Below are 19394 nucleotides of genomic sequence, written 5' to 3'. Positions count from 1 at the left end.
GCGACGCCTGCGAATGTTCAGCCTGCCGAAACCTTAGGACGCAGGGTTCGGCTTCTGCGCCGGTGCGGATTTCGCGCCGGGGTTCAGCGGATCGTCCTGACGCTGCACGGAGCCTTCGAAATGCGCGCCGGATTCGATCGCGATGGTCTTGTGGATGATGTCGCCCTCGACCCGCGCGGTCGATGTCAGGCGCACCTTGAGGCCACGCACGCGGCCCACGATGCGGCCATTGATCACCACGTCATCAGCAACCACTTCGCCCTTGATCGTCGCCGTCTCACCGATGGTCAGCAGATGGGCGCGAATGTCGCCTTCGACGGTGCCTTCAACCTGAACGTCGCCCGTCGTTTTCATGTTGCCGGTCACATGCAGGTCCGAAGACAGAACGGATGCAGGCGGCTTTGCCTTGGGCGCGCTGGCCTTGAATTCGCTCTGCTTAGAGGGCGCGGGGGCCGAGGATGCACCGGAGGGTGCCGGTTTGGACACATCTGCATCCTGAGGGGCGGGATCGTTGATTTTGCTTTTAGAAAACATCGTTTGCAGCCTTGATATAGATCATGGGGTTAACAGCCTTGCCACCTACGCGGACTTCATAGTGGAGATGGACACCGGTGACCCGTCCTGATGCTCCCATATCACCAATATGTTGCCCGCGCGAGACTCTTTGACCAACTTTCACGCGCAGCTTGGACATGTGGGCATAACGGGTCTCAATGCCGAACTCATGCTGGATCTTGACCAGACGGCCATAGCCCGAGGACCAGCCTGCGTGAATCACCACGCCATCGGCGGTCGCATAAAGCGGCGTGCCCATCCCGGCGGCAAAGTCGACGCCCTTGTGCATCCGGCGGCCGCCGGTCTTGGGGTCGCGGCGATAGCCGAACTGGCTGGTGAAGCGGAAAGCGTTTTTGACCGGGTTCGCGAAGGGCGCCTTTTCGGCGGCGATGCGGTAGAGGTTCAACCGGTCCATCTGGCCCAGCAGCTTGTTCGCACGCAGCGTGTCGGGGCTCAGTTCTTCGCCGCGGGTGGTGAAGGACAGCGGCGTCATCGGCCCGCCTTGGCCCGAATAGCCCCGGCGCACGGTGGCGAGGATGCGGTCGGTCGGCATGCCCGCGCTGCGGAACATCTTGTCAAGCGGGGCGACGGAAACGCTCATCGCCTCTTCTAGCTGGCGGAAGATCGCGTCGTTCTGATCGCGCATCAGCGCGATTTCCTGCGCCATCTCATCGGCCTGCAACAGCGCATCCTGCGCGTCGACCACGACCTTGTCGCGCTCTGCCGCGGTCCGGGCGAGGGCTTGGGCAAGGAAATCGACCGGCGCTTGGTCGGCATCGGCGCGCAGGCTGCCCGCTTCGCCATTCTCAAGGCTACCTTCCAGTTCGGCCAGTTTCAGCCGGGCCTTCTGGCGGTCTTTCATCGTGTCGCGCAGGGTGGATTGGATCACCTCGATCCCGGTCTCCAACTCACGGCGGCGGGTCTCAGAGGCCAGCAGTTCGGACTGCATGACGGAAATCTGCGTCAGCGCGGCGTTAAAGCGGTCTTGGGCGGCAAGCGCCTCTTCGGCGCGCAGATCGCGCTGTGCGGAAAGCTCGTTCAGCCGGGCCTGATAGGTGCGCTGGTCGCGTTTGGCCTGTTCGCGAAAATTGCCGGAGCCAATGCTGTCCATCAAGATGATGGCGGTAGCGATGATGGCCCAAGAGACCAGAAAGGCCGATCCCGCCAGCCCAAGGATCTGGGTGCCGGGCCGCAGGCGGATGAAACGTGTGTCGCTGTCGGATTTCAAAAAGACGCGGCGTTCGGGAAAGTAATGCTCAAGCAGAGCATGCGTCTTGATGGCAATCCGTGTGCGCACGTTTTCGTCCTTTGTCCCGTCCCATCGGTGCGCGGGGCCTCGGCCCCTTCGCGCCCAACGTCAATAGCCAGTGCCCGCGAATGGGGCAACCCTATTGACCCGCGCCTGCGCGGCATTCCCCCATTCGCCTGAAAAAGCGCTTTTTAATTGGCAAAAATCCGCCGATACCAAGCACTTGCTGCGTCAGACCCTGATCAGCTTGGCCCGCCATCCGCGGTCAGGGGCCAGTAGAAATCGGGTGGGATTCCCGCCTCGGCGCGCTTTTCCTCGTTGAAGGGCGGCTTGAGATCGCCGTAGAAATACTTGCGCACGAGGGCATGAAAACGGTCCTTTGGGTCGTCGTCATGACGGCCACAGAGGAAGTGAAACCACTTGCTGCCATAGGCCACATGGGCAACCTCTTCGGCATAGATCGTCTCAAGCGCGGCCACGGCGCTGTCGGCCTTTGCTTTGCGGAAAATCTCGATCATGCCGGGGGTCACATCAAGGCCGCGGGCCTCCAGCACCATCGGCACCACAGCGAGGCGGCCCATCAGATCGTCCACCGTGTCTTCGGCGGCGCGCCACATGCCCGCATGGGCGGGCATGGCACCGTAATGGCTGCCCATTTCCTCAAGACAGTCGCACATCAGGTTGAAATGTTTGGATTCGTCATCCGCCGCTTTGACCCAATCGTCATAAAAGCCCAAGGGCAGCGGCACATGGGAGAAGCGGGCGATCACATCCCAATGCAGATCCACTGCGTTCAACTCGATATGCGCCACGGCATGGAGCAGCGCGGCGCGGCCCTCGGGCGTGCCGGGACGGCGGCGCGGGACGTCGCGGGGCGAGAGCAACTCGGGCTGTGCAGGCCGGGCAGGGTGCAGCGGCGGGTCGGCGCGGCCCACTTCGGGGCGCTCACCGGCCGCGCGGACCGAAAGCCACTGTGCCGCATATTTCCGCGACAGCGCGGTCTTCTCGCGCCCATCCGCCGTGCGCAGCACCGCCTCGGCCATTTCCGCCAGCAGCATCATGCGCCGCGCACCGCGTCGAGCACGGCATCCACATGGCCCGGCACCTTCACCTTGCGCCAGACCTGCGCGATCTGCCCTTCGGCGTCGATCAGATAGGTCGCGCGTTCGATACCCATGGATTTCTTGCCGTACATGTTCTTTTCGACCCAAACCTCATAGGCTTCGGTCACCGCGCCATCGGTGTCTGACAAAAGCGGCACCGTCAGCGCGTGTTTGGCAGCGAATTTTTCGTGTTTGTCCATACTGTCGCGCGAAATGCCAAAGACCTGCACGCCTGCCTCGGCGAACTCAGACAAACGCTCGGAAAAGCCGATCGATTCCTTGGTGCAGCCGGGCGTGTCGTCGCGCGGGTAGAAGAATAGAACAACCGGCGCGCCGCGCAAGGCAGAGAGCGTGATCTCGCCACCGCCGGTCACGGGAAGGGTGAAATCCGGGGCCGGTTGGCCGGGCTGGGGTCCGATCTGCGACATGGGGCGGTTCCTTTGGCTTGTGAAGGGTCGTTCAGGGCTGTCATACTGCATCTGATTTGACAACGTCAAAGCCGCCCCAGTCGAACCGGAGCCCGATGCGCGACCCGTCCCTTTCCAGTCCCCCTGCGCCAGATGGCGAAGGGCCGCCGCGCCGCCGGTCGCGCCGCCGCGCGGGGATCGTCTCGGCTGTGGTGCTGGTGCTCTTGGCGGCGCTGGCCACCGGGGCGGCGGTCTATTTCACCGGGCGTCCGATTCCGGCGCCGCTTTGGGTGCAGACACGGATCGAGGCGCGGATCGCCTCGGCCCTGCCGCAGGCGCGGGTGGATTTCGGCGCGATGGAATTCGTCGTCGACGAGGGTTGGCGCCCCCGCGTGCGTTTGCAAGACATCTTTGTCACCACGCCCGAGGGGGACGAGATTGTCAGTTTCAATGAGTTCAAGGCCAGCCTGTCGATGCGGTCCCTGCTGCGCGGTGTGGCGCAGCCGAGGGCGATTTCGCTTTCGGGCGTGGTGGCCAATCTGCGCCGCGGGGCGGATGGCCGGGTGAGCCTGAGCGCCGGGGCCGGGATTGCGCCACCCGAGCGGGAGGCGGCGACCTTGCCGCAACTCATCGGCCAGATCGACGAGGTGCTGGCCGCCCCCGCGCTATCCGCCCTACGCTCGGTCGAGCTGCGCGCGCTGACGCTGCGGTTTGAGGATGCCCGCGCGGGCCGCGCTTGGACCGGAGATGGCGGGCGGCTGCGCCTGTCGCGCCATGGCGATGGGCTTGACCTCTCGGCGGACCTCGCGGTGCTCAGCGGGGGCGCGGGGGTGGCCACGCTCACCGCCAATTACAGCAGCCAAATCGGTGAGAATGCCGCGACCTTTGGCGTCACGTTCGACGGGGTCGATGCACGCGACATCGCGGCGCAGGGGCCTGCCTTTTCGTGGCTCGAAGTGCTGCGGACCAATATCTCGGGCGCGGTGCGCAGCGGCATCGACAGCGCGGGCCGTTTCGCACCGATCAACGCCTCTTTGCAGATCGGCAAGGGCGTCTTGCAGCCCAACCCTCAGACCAAACCGATCCCCTTCGATGGGGCGCAGAGCTATTTCAGCTACGACCCCGCGCGCCAATTGCTTCGCTTTGACGAGATGTCCCTCGACAGCCCTTGGGTCTCGGGCAATATCACCGGCAGTTCGCAACTGGGCGATGTCACGGGCGGCATTCCGGGGCGGATGGTGGGGCAGTTCAGCCTGCGCGACCTGCGGGCCAATCCGGCGGAAGTCTACCCCGAGACGGTGGCTTTGGATCAGGCGGATATCGACTTTGAACTCAGCCTTAATCCGTTTCGCCTGAAGCTGGGCCGTCTGGAGATCAGCGATCAGGGCCGCAACCTGCGCCTTGGTGGCGCGTTGGTGGCCGAGCCTGAGGGCTGGAACCTGTCCCTCGACGGGCGGATGGACCGGCTCAGCCCCGAACGCCTGCTGGCGCTCTGGCCCGAGGGGGTGAAGCCCAAGACCCGCAAATGGCTGGATGAGAACCTTGACGCGGGCCGGATGCGCAACCTCGATCTGGCGCTGCGCATGGCGCCGGGGCAGGCGCCGCAGACCTATGTCGCCTTCGACTATGCCGGGGCCGAGGTGCGGTTTCTCAAAACCCTGCCGCATATCACTGACGGCAGCGGCCATATGAGCCTGCTCGACAACCGCCTTGTCGTCACGGTGGACGCGGGCGAGGTGATCGCGCCGCAGGGCGGGGCAGTGACGCTGGATGGCTCGTCCTTCATCATTCCTGATGTGCGGGTGAAAGACGGCAGCCCCTCGGTGATCCGGCTCAACACGCGCTCCACCCTGACCGCGGCGCTGTCGCTGCTGAACCAGCCGCCGATGCGGGTGATGGAGAAGGCCGGGCTGCCCGTGACGCTCGCGGATGGGGAGGCAGTGCTGAAAGGCACGCTGGCGCTGCCGTTGAAAAAGGGCGGCAAGCCCGAAGACGTGCGCTATCACTTCGCGGGGGACCTGCTGGCGCTCTCGACCGATACGTTAGTCAAGGACAGGAGCCTTCAGGCCAGCAAACTGTCCATCACCGCCAACAATGAACGCATCACCATCGGCGGCGCGGGGCGTATTGACGGGGTGGGTTTCGACGGGGAATGGTCGCAGGCAATCGGCCCCGGCTCGGATGAAAGCCGCCTGACCGCGCAGGTGGCGCTGACCCCGGCGGGGCTCGAAGCCTTTGGCGTGGCACTGCCCCCCGGCAGCCTGCGCGGCGAGGGGCGCGGGCAGATTGCCGTGGACCTCAAGAAGGGCGAAGCGCCGCGCTTCACCTTGCAAAGCGATCTGGCCGGGCTGGGTGTCTTCGTTCCGCAACTGTCTTGGAACAAAGCTACGAAAACTAAGGGCGAACTCCGACTGGCGGGGCGTTTGGGCGAGACGCCGAATATCGACGCCTTTCAGCTAAACGCGCCGGGGCTGCGGGTGGCGGGCTCCATCGACCTCGCCCCCGGCGGCGCATTGGACCGGGTGCAGATCGACCGGCTGCGGCGGGGCGACTGGCTGGATATCCCGTTGCAACTGATCGGGCAGGGCAAGGGCAACCCGGTGCAGGTGGTGCTGGGCGGCGGCACGCTCGACATGCGCCGGGCCGAGTTCGGCGCGGCCGGGGGCCAAGCCGGGCCGCCGATGCGCGTGGCGCTGGACCGGTTGCAGATCACCGACACGATTTACCTGACCGATCTTTCGGGCACATTCGACACCGCCAAAGGGATGGACGGCGCCTTTACCGCCCGGCTCAATGGCGGCACGCCAGTGCAGGGGCGGGTGCTGCCCCAAGCGGGGCGCAGCGCGGTACGGGTGGTGTCGGACGACGCAGGTGGGGTTCTGCGCTCTGCCGGGTTGGTGAAACAGGTGGTCGGGGGCAACCTGTCGCTCACCCTGCTGCCGGTCGGTTCGGGCGGCGCCTTTGACGGGCAGCTCACGGTCAGCGATGTCGCCATTCGCGATGCGCCGGGGATCGCGGCGCTGGTCAATGCCATCTCGGTCGTCGGGCTTATCAACGAGCTTAACGGCGATGGGATCTACTTCGACGATGTGGAGGCGAACTTTCGCCTGACCCCGAACCGCCTGACCCTGACCGAGGCCAGCGCCGTGGGCGCGTCCTTGGGTCTGTCTATGGACGGTGTCTATGCGCTCGACAGCGGGTTGATCGACATGCAGGGCGTGATCTCTCCAGTCTATATGTTCAACGGGATCGGGTCGCTCTTTACCCGCAAGGGCGAGGGGCTGATCGGGTTCAACTACCGGCTGACCGGGGCCGCGAAAGAGCCCAGCGTTTCGGTCAATCCGCTCTCGGCACTCACCCCCGGCATGTTCCGCGAGCTGTTTCGCCGTCCGCCGCCCCAGCCGCCACAGGTGCAGGGCCAAGCGAATCCGGTTGCCCGGGTGCCGGAGGAACGCTAAGCGCCGAAGCGACCCTGCCGCCAGACCCGGAGCCGCGCCGATGAAGCTTTCCGATTTCGATTTCGATCTGCCTGAGACCCTGATCGCCACCCGTCCTGCCAACCCGCGCTCCTCTGCGCGGTTGTTGGTGGCCGAGGGCGACGCTCTGCACGACCGGCGCGTGACCGACCTGACCGACTGGCTGCGCCCCGGCGACCGATTGGTGCTGAACGACACCCGCGTGATCCCCGCACGGCTGAGCGGCATTCGCCACCGCACCTCGGCCCAAGGGGCGGTGCAGGCCAAGATCGAAGTCACCCTGTTGGAGCCGCGCGGCGACGGTACTTGGTCGGCGCTGATCAAACCGCTGCGCAAGCTGAAGATCGGCGAAGAGGTCGTCTTTTCCGATGATCTGCGCGCCACCTTGGAGGCGGTGGAGGACGGGCAGGGGCATCTGCGGTTCAACTGCGCGGGCGATGATTTCGACGCCGCGCTCAATGCCGCGGGCGCGATGCCGCTGCCGCCCTATATCGCCGCCAAACGTGCCGCTGATGCGCAGGACATGACCGATTACCAAACCGTCTTTGCCCGCCACGCGGGCGCGGTCGCGGCGCCCACAGCCTCGCTGCATTTCGACGAACCGCTGCTCGAAGCACTGGCCGCGAAAGGCGTGAGTTTTAGCCATGTCACACTACATGTCGGCGCGGGCACTTTCCTGCCGGTCAAGGTCGACGACATCTCGGAACACAAGTTGCACGCCGAATGGGGCCGGGTCAGCGCACAGGCCGCTGAAGAGATTGCCGCCACCCGCGCCGCCGGAGAGCGCGTGATCCCCGTGGGCACCACCGCCCTGCGCCTGATTGAGACGGCGGCGCGCGAGGGTGAGATCACCGCATGGGAAGGCGACACCGATATCTTCATCACGCCGGGGTTCAAGTTCAACGTGACCGACGGGCTGATGACGAATTTCCACCTGCCCAAATCCACGCTGATGATGCTGGTCTCGGCCCTCATGGGGGTGCAGCGGGTGAAAGACATCTATGCCCATGCCATCGGCGAGGAGTACCGCTTTTTCTCCTACGGCGATTCCTCCCTTCTGCTGCCTGAGGCGCAAAAACCCGCTTGAATGTCGCACTAGGGGGTGACTAGCCTGCGATTGCCGTCCATGGGAGGGCTTGGGCGAACAAGGAATTGACTGATGATTCAAGTGGTTTCAAGCGCATGGGCGCTTTTGCTGGGCATGTGCCTGTTGATGGTCGGCAACGGCATGCAAGGCACGCTGCTGGGTATCCGCGGCGGCATCGAAGGCTTCTCGACCTTCCAGATGTCGATCGTCATGTCGGCCTATTTCGTGGGCTTCCTTGGCGGGTCGCGCATGGCGCCGGGGATGATCCGGCGGGTCGGCCACGTGCGGGTCTTCGCGGCACTGGCCTCGCTGATCTCGGCGGTGATGATCATCTATCCGACATTCCCCAACACCATCGTCTGGTCGCTGGGCCGGGTGCTGATCGGTTTTTGTTTTTCGGCCGTCTACGTGACCGCGGAAAGCTGGCTCAACAACGCCGCCACCAACGAGAACCGTGGCCAGGCGCTCTCGGCCTATATGATCGTGCAGACGCTGGGCATCGTGATCGCGCAGGCGCTGTTGCTGACCGCGGACCCTTCGGGCTTCGTGCTCTTTGTCATTCCTTCCGTGCTGGTGAGCATCGCGGTGACGCCGATCCTTCTGTCGATCAGCCCCACGCCGCCCTTCGACACCACCAAGCCGATGAGCCTGCGCACGCTGATGGAGACCTCGCCCTTGGGCTGTGTCGGCATGTTCCTTCTGGGCGGCGTCTTCTCCGCGCAGTTCGGCATGGCGGCGGTCTACGGCGCCGAAGCCGGGCTGAGCGTCGGGCAGATTTCACTTTTTGTCGCCATGTTCTTCGTGGGCTCGGTGGTGCTGCAATATCCCATTGGCTGGATCTCGGACCGTATGGACCGCCGCAGCCTGATCGTCATCACCGCGCTGATCGGCGGGGGCGGCTCGATCGTTGGCATGACGCTGGGCCATGTCTTCCCGATCCTGCTGGCCACGGCCTTCGTGGTGGGCGGCATGTCGAACCCGCTCTACTCGCTGCTGATGGCCCATACCAACGACTTTCTGGACCATGAGGACATGGCCGCCGCTTCGGGCGGGATGATATTTATCAATGGCTTGGGCGCGGTTCTGGGCCCGGTGATCACCGGTTGGATGATGGGCACGGCGCTCGGGCCGGGGGGCTTTTATCTGTTCACCGCCGTGCTTTTCGCCGCTCTGGCCGCCTATGCCTCCTACCGTAAGACACAGCGTGCCGCGGTGCCGGTCGACGAGACGGGCAACTACGTGCCGATCTACCCTTCGGCCACTGCCGTGGCCGTGGAGATCGCGCAGGAATATATCATTGAAACGGAACAGGAGGCCGCCGAGGAAGCTGCCCAAGAAAACGCCGAAGCAGAGAAAAACGCCCCTGATAGCGATAACGATGTCGCGGATGACATAAAACGTGACTAGGCTTTTGCGGTAAGACGTTCTTAACTTTAACGAAACGCCCAGATTGCGGCAAAGGAGTGTGCGGGATGGCTGCCACAAATGCAGAACCCCAGGATGTACTGAATTTCTGGCTCGAAGACGTAGGTCCGGCCGGATGGTACAACAGTTCCGAAACGCTGGATGCCGATATCCGCGCGCGTTTCGAGGGGCTTTGGGATGAGGCGCAGGCGGGCAAGCTGAACCACTGGCTGACCAATCCCACCGATGCGCTGGCCTTTCTGATCCTGACCGATCAATTCCCGCGCAACATGTTTCGCGACACGGGCAAGGCGTTTTCCAGCGACCGTATCGCGCTGGCGGCGGCAAAACTGGCGATTGAGAAAGGCTGGGACATGCGCGTTGAGGCGCCCGCGCGGCAGTTCTTCTACCTGCCGCTGATGCATTCCGAGAACCTCTGCGATCAGGACCGCTGCGTGCGTCTGATGTGCGAGCGAATGCCGAAAAGCGACGGCAGCAACCTGTTGCATGCCCGCGCCCACCGCGAAGTGATCCGCCAGTTTGGCCGTTTTCCCTATCGCAATAAGGCGCTGTCACGCAGTTTCACCGCGCAGGAGACCTCCTATCTCGACGCGGGCGGCTATGGGCGAACAGTCAAGGACCTGCGCGCGGAACTTCAAGCGGCCTGAGTCTTGGGCAGGCCGGGGCAACACGCGTGGTTGTGGCGATTGCAAATATGGTTTAGCGGTAAACTATATTTGCAAACCCTAACGCGAGGTCCTTGCCATGGCTGCCAAATCCTTTGATCTGATCGTGATCGGTGCGGGGCCGGGCGGCTATGTCGCTGCGATCCGCGGCGCACAGCTTGGCCTAAAGGTCGCGGTGGTCGAACGGGAGAACCTCGGCGGCATCTGCCTGAACTGGGGCTGCATCCCCACCAAGGCGCTGCTGCGCTCTGCCGAAGTGTTCCACCTGATGCACCGGGCCAAGGACTTCGGTCTGGCTGCGGATAAGATCGACTATGATCTTGCCGCCGTGGTCAAACGCTCGCGCGGCGTTGCCAAGCAGATGGAAGGCGGGGTCAAACACCTGCTGAAGAAAAACAAGGTCGATGTCTTCATGGGCGAGGCTTCGATCCCCGCGAAGGGAAAGGTCGCCGTCAAGACTGACAAGGGCAGCGAGGAGCTGACGGCCAAGAACATCGTGCTGGCCACTGGTGCCCGCGCCCGCGAATTGCCGGGGCTAGAGGCGGACGGCAAGCGCGTCTGGACCTACCGCCACGCCCTGCAACCTGTGCACGACCCCAAGAAACTTCTGGTCATCGGATCCGGTGCCATCGGCATCGAATTTGCGAGCTTTTACAACACCCTTGGCGCCGACACGACCGTGGTCGAGGTGATGGACCGCGTGCTGCCGGTCGAAGACGAAGAGATTTCGAAATTCGCCAAAAAGGCATTCGAAAAACAGGGCATGACCATCATGCAAAAGGCCACGGTCAAGAAACTCGACCGTGCCGAGGATAAGGTCACCGCCCATATCGAACGGGACGGCAAGGTCGAGAAGCTTGAGTTCGACACCGTGATCTCAGCCGTTGGCATCGTCGGTAATACCGAAGGGCTGGGGCTGGAAGAGCTTGGCGTCAAGGTTGACCGCACCCATGTCGTAACGGATGAATATTGCCGCACCGGGATCGATGGGCTCTTTGCCATTGGCGACATCGCGGGCGCGCCCTGGCTTGCGCATAAGGCCAGCCACGAGGGCGTCATGGTGGCTGAGCTGATCGCGGGCCAGAAACCCCATCCCGTCAAACCCGAAAGCATCGCCGGCTGCACCTATTGCCACCCCCAAGTCGCCTCCGTCGGCCTGACCGAGGCGAAGGCCAAAGAGCAGGGCTATGACATTAAGGTCGGGCGTTTCCCCTTCATCGGCAATGGCAAGGCCGTGGCCTTGGGGGAGCCTGAGGGGCTGGTGAAAACCATCTTCGACGCCAAGACCGGCGAGCTTCTGGGCGCGCATATGGTCGGGGCCGAGGTGACGGAACTGATCCAAGGCTATGTCGTGGGCCGCCAGTTGGAGACCACGGAAGAAGACCTGATGAACACCGTCTTCCCGCATCCGACGCTCAGCGAGATGATGCATGAATCCGTGCTCGACGCTTTCGACCGCGTGATCCATATGTAAGGCGCGCGGGGTAGGGCGCGCCCAACGCGCCTTGCCCCGTCGCACTTCGGCCAAACCGTCGGGAGCCATGTCGTGGTCAGCCTAAACCGTGTCGTCATGCACCGCAGCACCCGCCGGATGATTGACCGTTTGAACCCTGAAACGCTGGACGCCGCCGAAATCTCCGGCAAGTTCGGCAAACGGTTCACGTTCAAGAGCTACACCCAGTTCGCCTATCCGACCTATGACATCTGCGCAGGTCCCTTCACCGATCCCACGAGCGGTGCCGTGCGGCAGTTCGATCTGATCCTCGCCAATCAGGTTTGGGAGCATCTCGACCGGCCCTATACGGCACTGGGCCATGTTCAACAGATGCTCAGGCCGGGCGGATATTTCTGGATCGCCGTGCCGTTTTTCATCCCCTTTCATGCCGCCCCAAATGACAACTCCCGTTGGTCCGCCCGGGGCCTGAAGAACCTGCTGATCGAAGCCGGGTTCGACGCGCATCGGATCACCGCCAAACAATGGGGCAACCCTGCCGCCGCCGCACGCAATCTAGAACCCGACTGGCCCCCGGCTTTCGACAAGAGCACAGATGATCTGACCAACGATCCCGAAATGCCGCTCTGCGCATGGGCGCTGGCCCAAAAGGCTTGAGGGCAGATGGCTGAACACACCTCCTTTCTGCGCGTCTTTGCGCTTTGGGCCGCGGGGCTGGGGGCGGCTGCGCAATATGGCAAGATGAGTGTCATCTTCGACCTGCTGCCGGATATCTACCCGCAGGCCGGGGCGGCGCTCGGGTTCTTGGTTTCCTTGGTGGGCGGTGTCGGTATCCTCCTTGGTGTCGTGGCGGGGCTGGTGGTCACCCGGGTCCGCTATCGCCGCGCGCTTCTCTTCGCTCTTTGGCTTGGCGCGGTTGTGTCGGCTTTTCAGGCGTTCTTGCCGGGCTTTGGTTGGATGCTGGCCAGCCGCGTCGTCGAAGGGCTGTCGCACCTGGCCATCGTCGTCGCCGCGCCGACCCTCATCGCGCAGCTTAGCGCTGTGAAAGACCGCGGGTTTACCCTGACCCTCTGGGGCACCTTCTTTGGCGTCGCCTTCGCGGTCCTGACGCTTTTCGGCCGCCCGCTCGCATTGAACTGGGGTGTGCCAGCGCTCTTCGCCGTTCACGCGGTCTATATGGCGGGCTGCGCGCTGGTGCTCTCCACCAGTCTGCGCAGCTTGCCGGAGGAGGGCGCGCAGCCACCCTTCTCCCTGCCGCAGATACTCCGCGATCACCTTGCGATCTACCGGTCACCCTTCCTCTCTGCCCCGGCGGCGGGTTGGCTATTCTATACATTCAGCTTCGTCTCCATCCTCACTGTCTTGCCGCCCTACCTCCCCGAGGCATGGCGGGCGGTCACCATGGCAGCCATGCCGCTCACCAGCATCGCGGTGTCGATGACCGTCGGCGTGGCGCTGCTGCGCCGCCTGCCAGCGGTCTACGTCGTGCAAACGGGCTTTGGCCTCTCGGCCCTTTCCATGGTCTGGCTCTGGCTCGCCCCCGGCACCCCGCTGGCCTGTCTGGCGCTTGCAGGGTCCATGGGGCTGATCCAAGGGGCAAGTTTCACCGCTGTGGCACAGCTGAATACCGGCCCCGCCGCGCAGGCACAGGCCAACGGCGCGGTGGCGCAGATGGGCAACCTCGGCAACAGCCTCGGCACGCCGGTCATGGCCTTCGGCCTGGCAAGCTTCGGCGCCGCGGCGCTGCCGCTACTCGCGGGCGGGGCTTTCGTTGTGGGGCTTGTGGCACATCTTCTCCTCGGTGCGGCCCGACGTCGCAGCCGGCACGTTCCTGTTTAGTTCTCACTTTTCCGTTGGAAAACACTGCATCAGCACCTATGTACAAATCGTTAAGAGGGGCATGTGATGGCTGAGCTGAAGAATATTGAAGTGCGCGGCGCGCGCGAGCACAATTTGAAGAACATCGACGTGGATATTCCACGGGACCAACTGGTTGTAATCACCGGGCTTTCTGGTTCCGGTAAGTCGAGCCTTGCCTTCGACACGATCTATGCCGAAGGGCAGCGGCGCTATGTGGAATCGCTCTCGGCCTATGCCCGGCAGTTCCTTGATATGATGCAAAAGCCGGATGTGGATCACATTTCCGGCCTCAGCCCCGCCATTTCGATCGAACAAAAAACCACGTCGAAGAACCCAAGGTCGACCGTCGGCACGGTGACCGAGATCTACGACTATCTGCGTCTGCTTTTCGCCCGCGTCGGCACGCCCTATAGCCCCGCCACCGGCAAGCCCATCGAGGCGCAGCAGGTGCAAGACATGGTCGACCGGATCATGACGATGGAAGAGGGCACGCGGGCCTATCTGCTGGCCCCCATCATCCGCGACCGCAAGGGTGAATACCGCAAGGAATTCATCGAGTTGCGCAAGCAGGGCTTCCAGCGGGTCAAGGTGAATGGCGACTTCTACGATCTGGATGAGCCGCCCACCTTGGATAAGAAATTCCGCCATGACATCGACGTCGTCGTCGACCGGATCGTTGTCCGCGAAGGTTTGGAAACGCGGCTTGCGGACTCACTTCGCACCGCGCTCGACCTTGCCGATGGGATCGCTGTGCTGGAAACGGCCCCCAGCGAGGGTGAGCCGGAACGCCATACGTTCTCCGAGAAATTTGCCTGTCCCGTCAGTGGTTTCACCATCCCTGAGATCGAGCCGCGGCTGTTCTCTTTCAACGCCCCCTTCGGGGCTTGCCCGTCTTGTGACGGCCTCGGGGTCGAGCTTTTCTTCGACGAACGTTTGGTGGTGCCGGATCAAAACCTAAAGATCTATGATGGTGCGCTGGCGCCTTGGCGTAAGGGGAAGTCACCTTACTTTAAGCAAACCATCGAAGCCATTGCGAAACATTATAATTTTGACGAGAAGACCCGTTGGAAAGACCTGCCTGAAAAAGTGCAGAATGTCTTCCTCCACGGCTCCGGCAAGGAAGAGATCACCTTCCGTTATGATGAGGGCGGCCGCGTCTATGAGGTGAAGCGGGTGTTCGAAGGTGTCATCCCCAACATGCAGCGGCGCTACCGCGAAACCGATAGTAACTGGGTGCGCGAGGAGTTCGAACGCTATCAGAATAACCGCCCCTGCGGCACCTGCGGCGGCTATCGCCTGCGGCCCGAAGCGCTGGCGGTGCGGATTGGCCCGCGTGACGGTGGTGAAGATGAACTGCTGCATATCGGCAAAGTGGTCGAGATGTCGATCCGCGAGGCTTTCGACTGGTGCAAGACGGTGCCAGACCATCTGACCGATCAGAAGAACGAGATTGCCCGGGCCATTTTGAAGGAAATCCGGGAGCGCCTTGGCTTCCTAAATAACGTTGGTCTTGAGTACCTTACGATGTCACGTTCAAGTGGTACCTTAAGCGGTGGCGAGAGCCAGCGCATTCGTTTGGCGAGCCAGATCGGCTCGGGGCTGACGGGCGTTCTCTACGTTCTTGATGAGCCGTCGATTGGTCTGCACCAGCGCGACAATGACCGTCTGCTCGATACATTGAAGAACCTGCGCGATCAGGGGAACACTGTGATCGTGGTTGAGCACGACGAAGAGGCGATCCGCGAGGCGGATTACGTCTTTGACATCGGGCCGGGGGCTGGGGTGCACGGCGGGCAGGTTATCAGCCATGGCACGCCGCAAGAGGTTGCAGCCGATCCGAATTCTGTCACGGGTCAATACCTTACCGGCGTTCGCGAAATCTCGGTCCCGGCGAAGCGGCGCAAGGGGAATAAGAAGAAGTTGCAGGTGGTAAAGGCCACCGGCAACAACTTGCAGAATGTGACGGTGGACTTTCCGCTGGGGAAATTCGTCTGCGTGACGGGCGTGTCAGGGGGCGGTAAATCGACCCTGACGATTGAGACACTGTTCAAGACCGCTTCGATGAATCTGAATGGTGCGCGACAGACGCCTGCGCCGTGTCAAACGATCAAAGGGTTGGAGCATCTCGATAAGGTCATCGACATTGACCAACGCCCGATTGGGCGGACTCCGCGTTCTAATCCAGCAACTTACACGGGGGCCTTCACCCCAATCCGCGACTGGTTTGCCGGTCTGCCGGAGGCCAAGGAGCGCGGCTATAAACCCGGGCGCTTCTCCTTCAATGTCAAAGGGGGGCGTTGCGAGGCCTGTCAGGGCGATGGGGTTATCAAGATCGAGATGCACTTCCTGCCAGATGTCTACGTGGAATGCGAGACCTGTAAGGGGGCCCGCTATAACCGCGAGACGCTAGAGGTGAAGTTCAAGGGCAAGAGCATCGCAGATGTCCTTGATATGACTGTGGAAGATGCACAGAACTTCTTTGCCGCGGTGCCGTCGATCCGTGAGAAGATGGACGCGCTGATGCGGGTTGGTCTTGGGTATATCAAGGTCGGTCAACAGGCCACGACGCTTTCGGGCGGTGAGGCGCAGCGGGTGAAGCTCAGTAAGGAGTTGAGCAAACGCTCGACCGGGCGCACGCTTTACATTCTAGATGAGCCAACCACCGGTTTGCATTTTGAAGACGTGCGTAAGCTTTTGGAAGTGTTGCATGAATTGGTTGATCAGGGCAACTCCGTCGTGGTGATTGAGCATAACCTCGACGTGGTGAAAACTGCCGACCACATCATCGATATCGGCCCCGAGGGTGGTGATGGCGGGGGCCGTGTTGTGGCCACGGGTACGCCCGAAAAGGTCGCGGAAGTGGCCGAAAGTTACACGGGGAAGTATCTTAAGCCCATGTTGCGCAAGGAAACGAAAGTAGCGGCGGAATAACCGCCGCCACTTCACCGTGTCAGTTCTGTTAGGAGCTTACCCCTTATATCCGCGCTGCTCGAACCGCGGGAGCATGGCGGAGAAATCTTTGCCCTTGCCGCCTTCTTCTTCGACGAAGCGGGTGTAGAGTTCTTTCGCCAGTGCGCCCATGGGCGTGTCGGCATTGGCCATTTCAGCGGCTTGCTGCGCGAGGCCGAGGTCTTTCAGCATCAACTCCGCCGCGAAGCCCGGTTTGTAGTCGTTGTCGGCGGGCGACTGCGGACCGACGCCGGGGGCAGGGCAGTAGGCGTTCATTGACCATGAATAGCCGGAGGACGTGCTGACCACGTCGAACATCCGCTCACGATCGAGGCCCAGCTTGTCCGCCAGCGCGAAGGCTTCGCAGGTGGCGATCATCGTGGCGCCGAGGATCATGTTGTTGCAGATCTTCGCGGCTTGGCCCGCGCCTGCGTCGCCGCAGTGCACGGCCTTTTGACCCATGATGTCGAAGAGCGGTTTGGCTTTCTCAAAGGCCGCCTCCGCACCGCCTGCCATGAAGGTGAGCGTGCCGCCCTGCGCGCCGCCGATGCCGCCGGAGACGGGGGCGTCGACGAAAAGCAGCCCGGCTTTCTGCGCTGCCTCTGCCGCGAAACGCGCGCTTTCCACATCGACGGTGGAACAGTCGATCAGCAGCGCGCCGGGGGCCATATGGGCGACAGCTTCCTCGGCGACTTGGCGCAGGATCGCGCCATTGGGCAGCATGGTGATGACGACTTCGGCGTCGGTCACCGCTTCGGCGATGGTCTTGGCCTCGGCGACCCCTTCGGCGGTGGTGCCAGCCACGTCATTGCCGCGCACTGTGTGACCCGCGGCGGCGAGGTTGGCCGCCATCGGGCCGCCCATATTGCCCAGACCGATGAAACCGATTGTGAGTTTGCTCATGAATTTTCCTCCAACTTCAATTCGTTGTCGCCCAAGGGGGCGAGCATGGCTTCGACATCGGCCTGCGGTACGTTCCAATCGGCATGTTGCCAGTTGGGGCTGCGATCCTTGTCGACGATCGCGGCGCGCACGCCTTCGATGAAGTCGCCTTTTTCCAGTGACCGCGCGGTAAAGCGGTATTCCTGTTGCAGCGCCGGGACCATGCCGATGCCCGGGCCGCGCAGACGGCGGAGCATTTCCAGCGTACAGGCCATCGACAGGGGGGAGTTGCGGCGCAGGGTCTTCAGCGTCTCGGCGGCGAAGGCGCTTTCCGATATGGAAAAGGTGGCTTCGATCTTTTCCAAATTCTCCGGGGCGAAAAGGTGATCCACCTCATCTTGAACCTCGGCCAGTCTGGATGGGGGCGGGGTCGTCGCCGCGCGGTCGAGAATGAAGGGATCGCCGTTCTCTTCCAGTTGCGCGATCAGCTCGGGCCATTGGTCTTCGGGGATGAAGTAGTCCGCAAAGCCCGCGTGCAGCACATCCGCCGGACCCATGCGCGCCCCGGTGAGGCCGAGGTATTCGCCCATCCGCCCCGGCGCTTGCGCCAGCAGCAGCGTGCCACCCACGTCTGGCACCAGTCCGATGCCGCATTCCGGCATGGCGATCTTGCTCGTCTCGCCCACGACGCGGTGCGAGCCGTGGCAGCCGATGCCGACGCCGCCGCCCATGGTGAAGCCCTGCATGAAGGAAATCACCGGTTTGGGGTAGCCATCCAGCTTGTTGTTGAGCCGGTATTCATCGGCCCAGAACTGCCGGGCGAAAGCGTAATCGCCCTCCTTGCCGGTCTGGTAGAGTTGCGCGACGTCGCCGCCAGCGCAGAAGGCTTTCTCGCCCTCCGCGCCCAGCACGACGACCGCGACCTCCGGGTCGTCGCGCCAAGCATCAATGGCCTTCTCGATGGCGATGCACATGTCGTAGCTCAGCGCGTTCAGGGCCTTGGGCCGCGTCAGCGTGATGCGGCCCGCGCGCCCCGTTTTGCGGATGTCGATGTCACTCATGGGGGCCTCAGCGGTTCTTGAGCATGTCGCGGGCGACTATCACGCGCATGATCTCATTGGTGCCTTCGAGGATCTGGTGCACGCGCAGGTCGCGGACCAGCTTCTCGATCCCGTAGTCGGCGAGGTAGCCGTAGCCGCCGTGCAGTTGCAGGCACTGGTCGACGACCTTGCTGCCGGTCTCGGTCACGAATTTCTTGGCCATGGCGCAGAACTTGGTGGCGTCCGGCGCGCCGGTGTCGAGCTTCCACGCCGCTTGGCGCAGGAAGGTGCGGGCGGCCTGCAACTCGATCTCCATATCGGCGAGGCGGAACTGCAGCCCCTGGAACTGGTCGATGGTCTGCCCAAAGGCCTTCCGGTCGCCCATGTAGTCCAGCGTCTTGTTCAGCGCGGTTTGTGCCGCGCCAAGCGAGCAGGCGGAGATGTTGAGACGCCCGCCGTCGAGGCCGGCCATGGCGTATTTGAAGCCCTTGCCCTCTCCGCCGACGAGGTTCTCGGCCCCGATCTTGCAATCGTCGAACTGCACCAGCGCGGTCGGCTGGCTGCGCCAACCCATTTTGTCTTCCAGACCGCCGAAGCTGAGGCCCGGGGTGCCGTCCTCGACATAGACGGTCGAGACGCCGCGCGCGCCCTCGTCGGAGGTGCGGACCATGGTGACATAGGCGTCCGAATAGCCGCCGCCCGAGATGAAGGCCTTGGTGCCGTTCAGCGTATAGCCTTCGTTGGTCCGCTCGCAGCGGGTCTTGAGCGCAGCGGCGTCGGAGCCGGAGCCGGGTTCGGTCAGGCAGTAGCTCAGCACCGTCTCCATGGTCAGCACCTTGGGCATGACGCGCTCTTTCATCTCGTCGCTGGCGAAAGTGTCGAGCATCTTGGCGCACATGTTGTGGATCGAGAGGAACGCCGCGACCGAGGGGCAGGCCATCGAGAGCGCCTCGAAGACCAGCGTGGCGTCGAGGCGCGTGAGACCCGCGCCGCCGGTCTCCTCGGAGACATAGAGCCCGCCGAAGCCCAACTCGCCGATCTGCGGCCACAGCTCCTTGGGGATGGTGCCGTCCTTCTCCCACTGGTGGGCGTGGGGGGCGATATTGTCCTGCCCAAAGGCATGGGCCATGTCGAAAATGGCGGTCTGTTCCTCGTTCAATGCGAAATCCATCGCGGCTCCTCCCTGAAGTCATGTGTCCTTGGAACTGAACACTTGTTTAATTCTATCAGCCGAAAGGAGTCG

The 19394-nt window shown here is 63.0% G+C and carries 15 protein-coding genes; 8 read left to right on the top strand and 7 right to left on the bottom strand.

All coding sequences use genetic code 11. The annotated features are described in order from the left end of the window. Window positions 1-33: 33 nt before the first annotated feature. From ACGYKA_RS03100 to ACGYKA_RS03085, 4 genes are all read right to left on the bottom strand, one after another. The gene (locus tag ACGYKA_RS03100; protein ID WP_209217613.1) at window positions 34-534 is read right to left on the bottom strand and encodes a polymer-forming cytoskeletal protein; all 501 of its coding nucleotides are present in this window, start codon (window positions 532-534) and stop codon (window positions 34-36) included. Next, complete coding sequence (locus tag ACGYKA_RS03095; protein WP_067265396.1) at window positions 524-1852, bottom strand: M23 family metallopeptidase; 1329 nt, start codon at window positions 1850-1852, stop codon at window positions 524-526. The genes ACGYKA_RS03100 and ACGYKA_RS03095 overlap by 11 nt, the downstream gene beginning before the upstream one ends. Before the next feature lie 194 nt (window positions 1853-2046). Next, window positions 2047-2865 (bottom strand): ferritin-like domain-containing protein, encoded by an 819-nt coding sequence (locus ACGYKA_RS03090; protein ID WP_394417570.1) that lies wholly within the window; start codon window positions 2863-2865, stop codon window positions 2047-2049. After that, window positions 2862-3335 (bottom strand): peroxiredoxin, encoded by a 474-nt coding sequence (locus ACGYKA_RS03085; RefSeq protein WP_394412571.1) that lies wholly within the window; start codon window positions 3333-3335, stop codon window positions 2862-2864. The genes ACGYKA_RS03090 and ACGYKA_RS03085 overlap by 4 nt, the downstream gene beginning before the upstream one ends. Window positions 3336-3430: 95 nt before the next feature. Between ACGYKA_RS03085 and ACGYKA_RS03080 the strand changes: the two genes are divergently transcribed. The 8 genes from ACGYKA_RS03080 to uvrA all read left to right on the top strand — a co-directional run bounded on the left by ACGYKA_RS03080 (window position 3431) and on the right by uvrA (window position 16211). Beyond that, on the top strand, window positions 3431-6772 hold the full coding sequence (locus ACGYKA_RS03080; RefSeq protein ID WP_394412568.1) for a DUF3971 domain-containing protein: 3342 nt from the start codon (window positions 3431-3433) through the stop codon (window positions 6770-6772). A gap of 40 nt (window positions 6773-6812) precedes the next feature. Beyond that, window positions 6813-7877 carry a tRNA preQ1(34) S-adenosylmethionine ribosyltransferase-isomerase QueA gene (gene queA, locus ACGYKA_RS03075; RefSeq protein ID WP_394412565.1) on the top strand — a complete coding sequence of 355 codons (1065 nt, stop codon included), beginning with the start codon at window positions 6813-6815 and terminating at the stop codon, window positions 7875-7877. A gap of 72 nt (window positions 7878-7949) precedes the next feature. Further along, complete coding sequence (locus tag ACGYKA_RS03070) at window positions 7950-9284, top strand: MFS transporter (RefSeq protein WP_394412562.1); 1335 nt, start codon at window positions 7950-7952, stop codon at window positions 9282-9284. Between the two features lie 65 nt (window positions 9285-9349). Then, on the top strand, window positions 9350-9949 hold the full coding sequence (locus ACGYKA_RS03065) for a DUF924 family protein (protein WP_394412559.1): 600 nt from the start codon (window positions 9350-9352) through the stop codon (window positions 9947-9949). A gap of 97 nt (window positions 9950-10046) precedes the next feature. Next, the gene (gene lpdA, locus ACGYKA_RS03060; protein ID WP_394412556.1) at window positions 10047-11441 is read left to right on the top strand and encodes a dihydrolipoyl dehydrogenase; all 1395 of its coding nucleotides are present in this window, start codon (window positions 10047-10049) and stop codon (window positions 11439-11441) included. A 72-nt stretch (window positions 11442-11513) separates the two neighbouring features. Then, entirely contained in the window at window positions 11514-12077 is a 564-nt protein-coding gene (locus ACGYKA_RS03055; RefSeq protein ID WP_394412553.1) for a class I SAM-dependent methyltransferase, read from the top strand. Between the two features lie 6 nt (window positions 12078-12083). Beyond that, the gene (locus ACGYKA_RS03050) at window positions 12084-13259 is read left to right on the top strand and encodes an MFS transporter (protein WP_394417567.1); all 1176 of its coding nucleotides are present in this window, start codon (window positions 12084-12086) and stop codon (window positions 13257-13259) included. Between the two features lie 66 nt (window positions 13260-13325). Then, the gene (uvrA, locus tag ACGYKA_RS03045) at window positions 13326-16211 is read left to right on the top strand and encodes an excinuclease ABC subunit UvrA (RefSeq protein ID WP_394412547.1); all 2886 of its coding nucleotides are present in this window, start codon (window positions 13326-13328) and stop codon (window positions 16209-16211) included. A gap of 36 nt (window positions 16212-16247) precedes the next feature. Here uvrA and mmsB read toward each other — a convergent pair whose 3' ends face one another. The 3 genes from mmsB to ACGYKA_RS03030 are packed head-to-tail and all read right to left on the bottom strand — an operon-like array spanning window position 16248 to window position 19322. Further along, on the bottom strand, window positions 16248-17132 hold the full coding sequence (gene mmsB, locus ACGYKA_RS03040; protein WP_394412544.1) for a 3-hydroxyisobutyrate dehydrogenase: 885 nt from the start codon (window positions 17130-17132) through the stop codon (window positions 16248-16250). Continuing rightward, window positions 17129-18172 carry an enoyl-CoA hydratase/isomerase family protein gene (locus ACGYKA_RS03035; protein ID WP_394412541.1) on the bottom strand — a complete coding sequence of 348 codons (1044 nt, stop codon included), beginning with the start codon at window positions 18170-18172 and terminating at the stop codon, window positions 17129-17131. Before ACGYKA_RS03035 ends, mmsB begins: the two co-directional genes overlap by 4 nt. A 7-nt stretch (window positions 18173-18179) precedes the next feature. After that, a complete protein-coding gene (locus ACGYKA_RS03030; protein WP_394412538.1) occupies window positions 18180-19322 on the bottom strand; it encodes an acyl-CoA dehydrogenase family protein in 1143 nt (380 codons plus the stop codon). Window positions 19323-19394 lie beyond the last annotated feature (72 nt).

The organism is Sulfitobacter sp. 1A15106, assembly GCF_043556995.1.
Classification (GTDB): Bacteria; Pseudomonadota; Alphaproteobacteria; order Rhodobacterales; family Rhodobacteraceae; genus Sulfitobacter; species Sulfitobacter faviae.
Note: the sequence above shows the minus strand (reverse complement) of the source record. Positions and strands in the feature narration are given on the sequence as shown.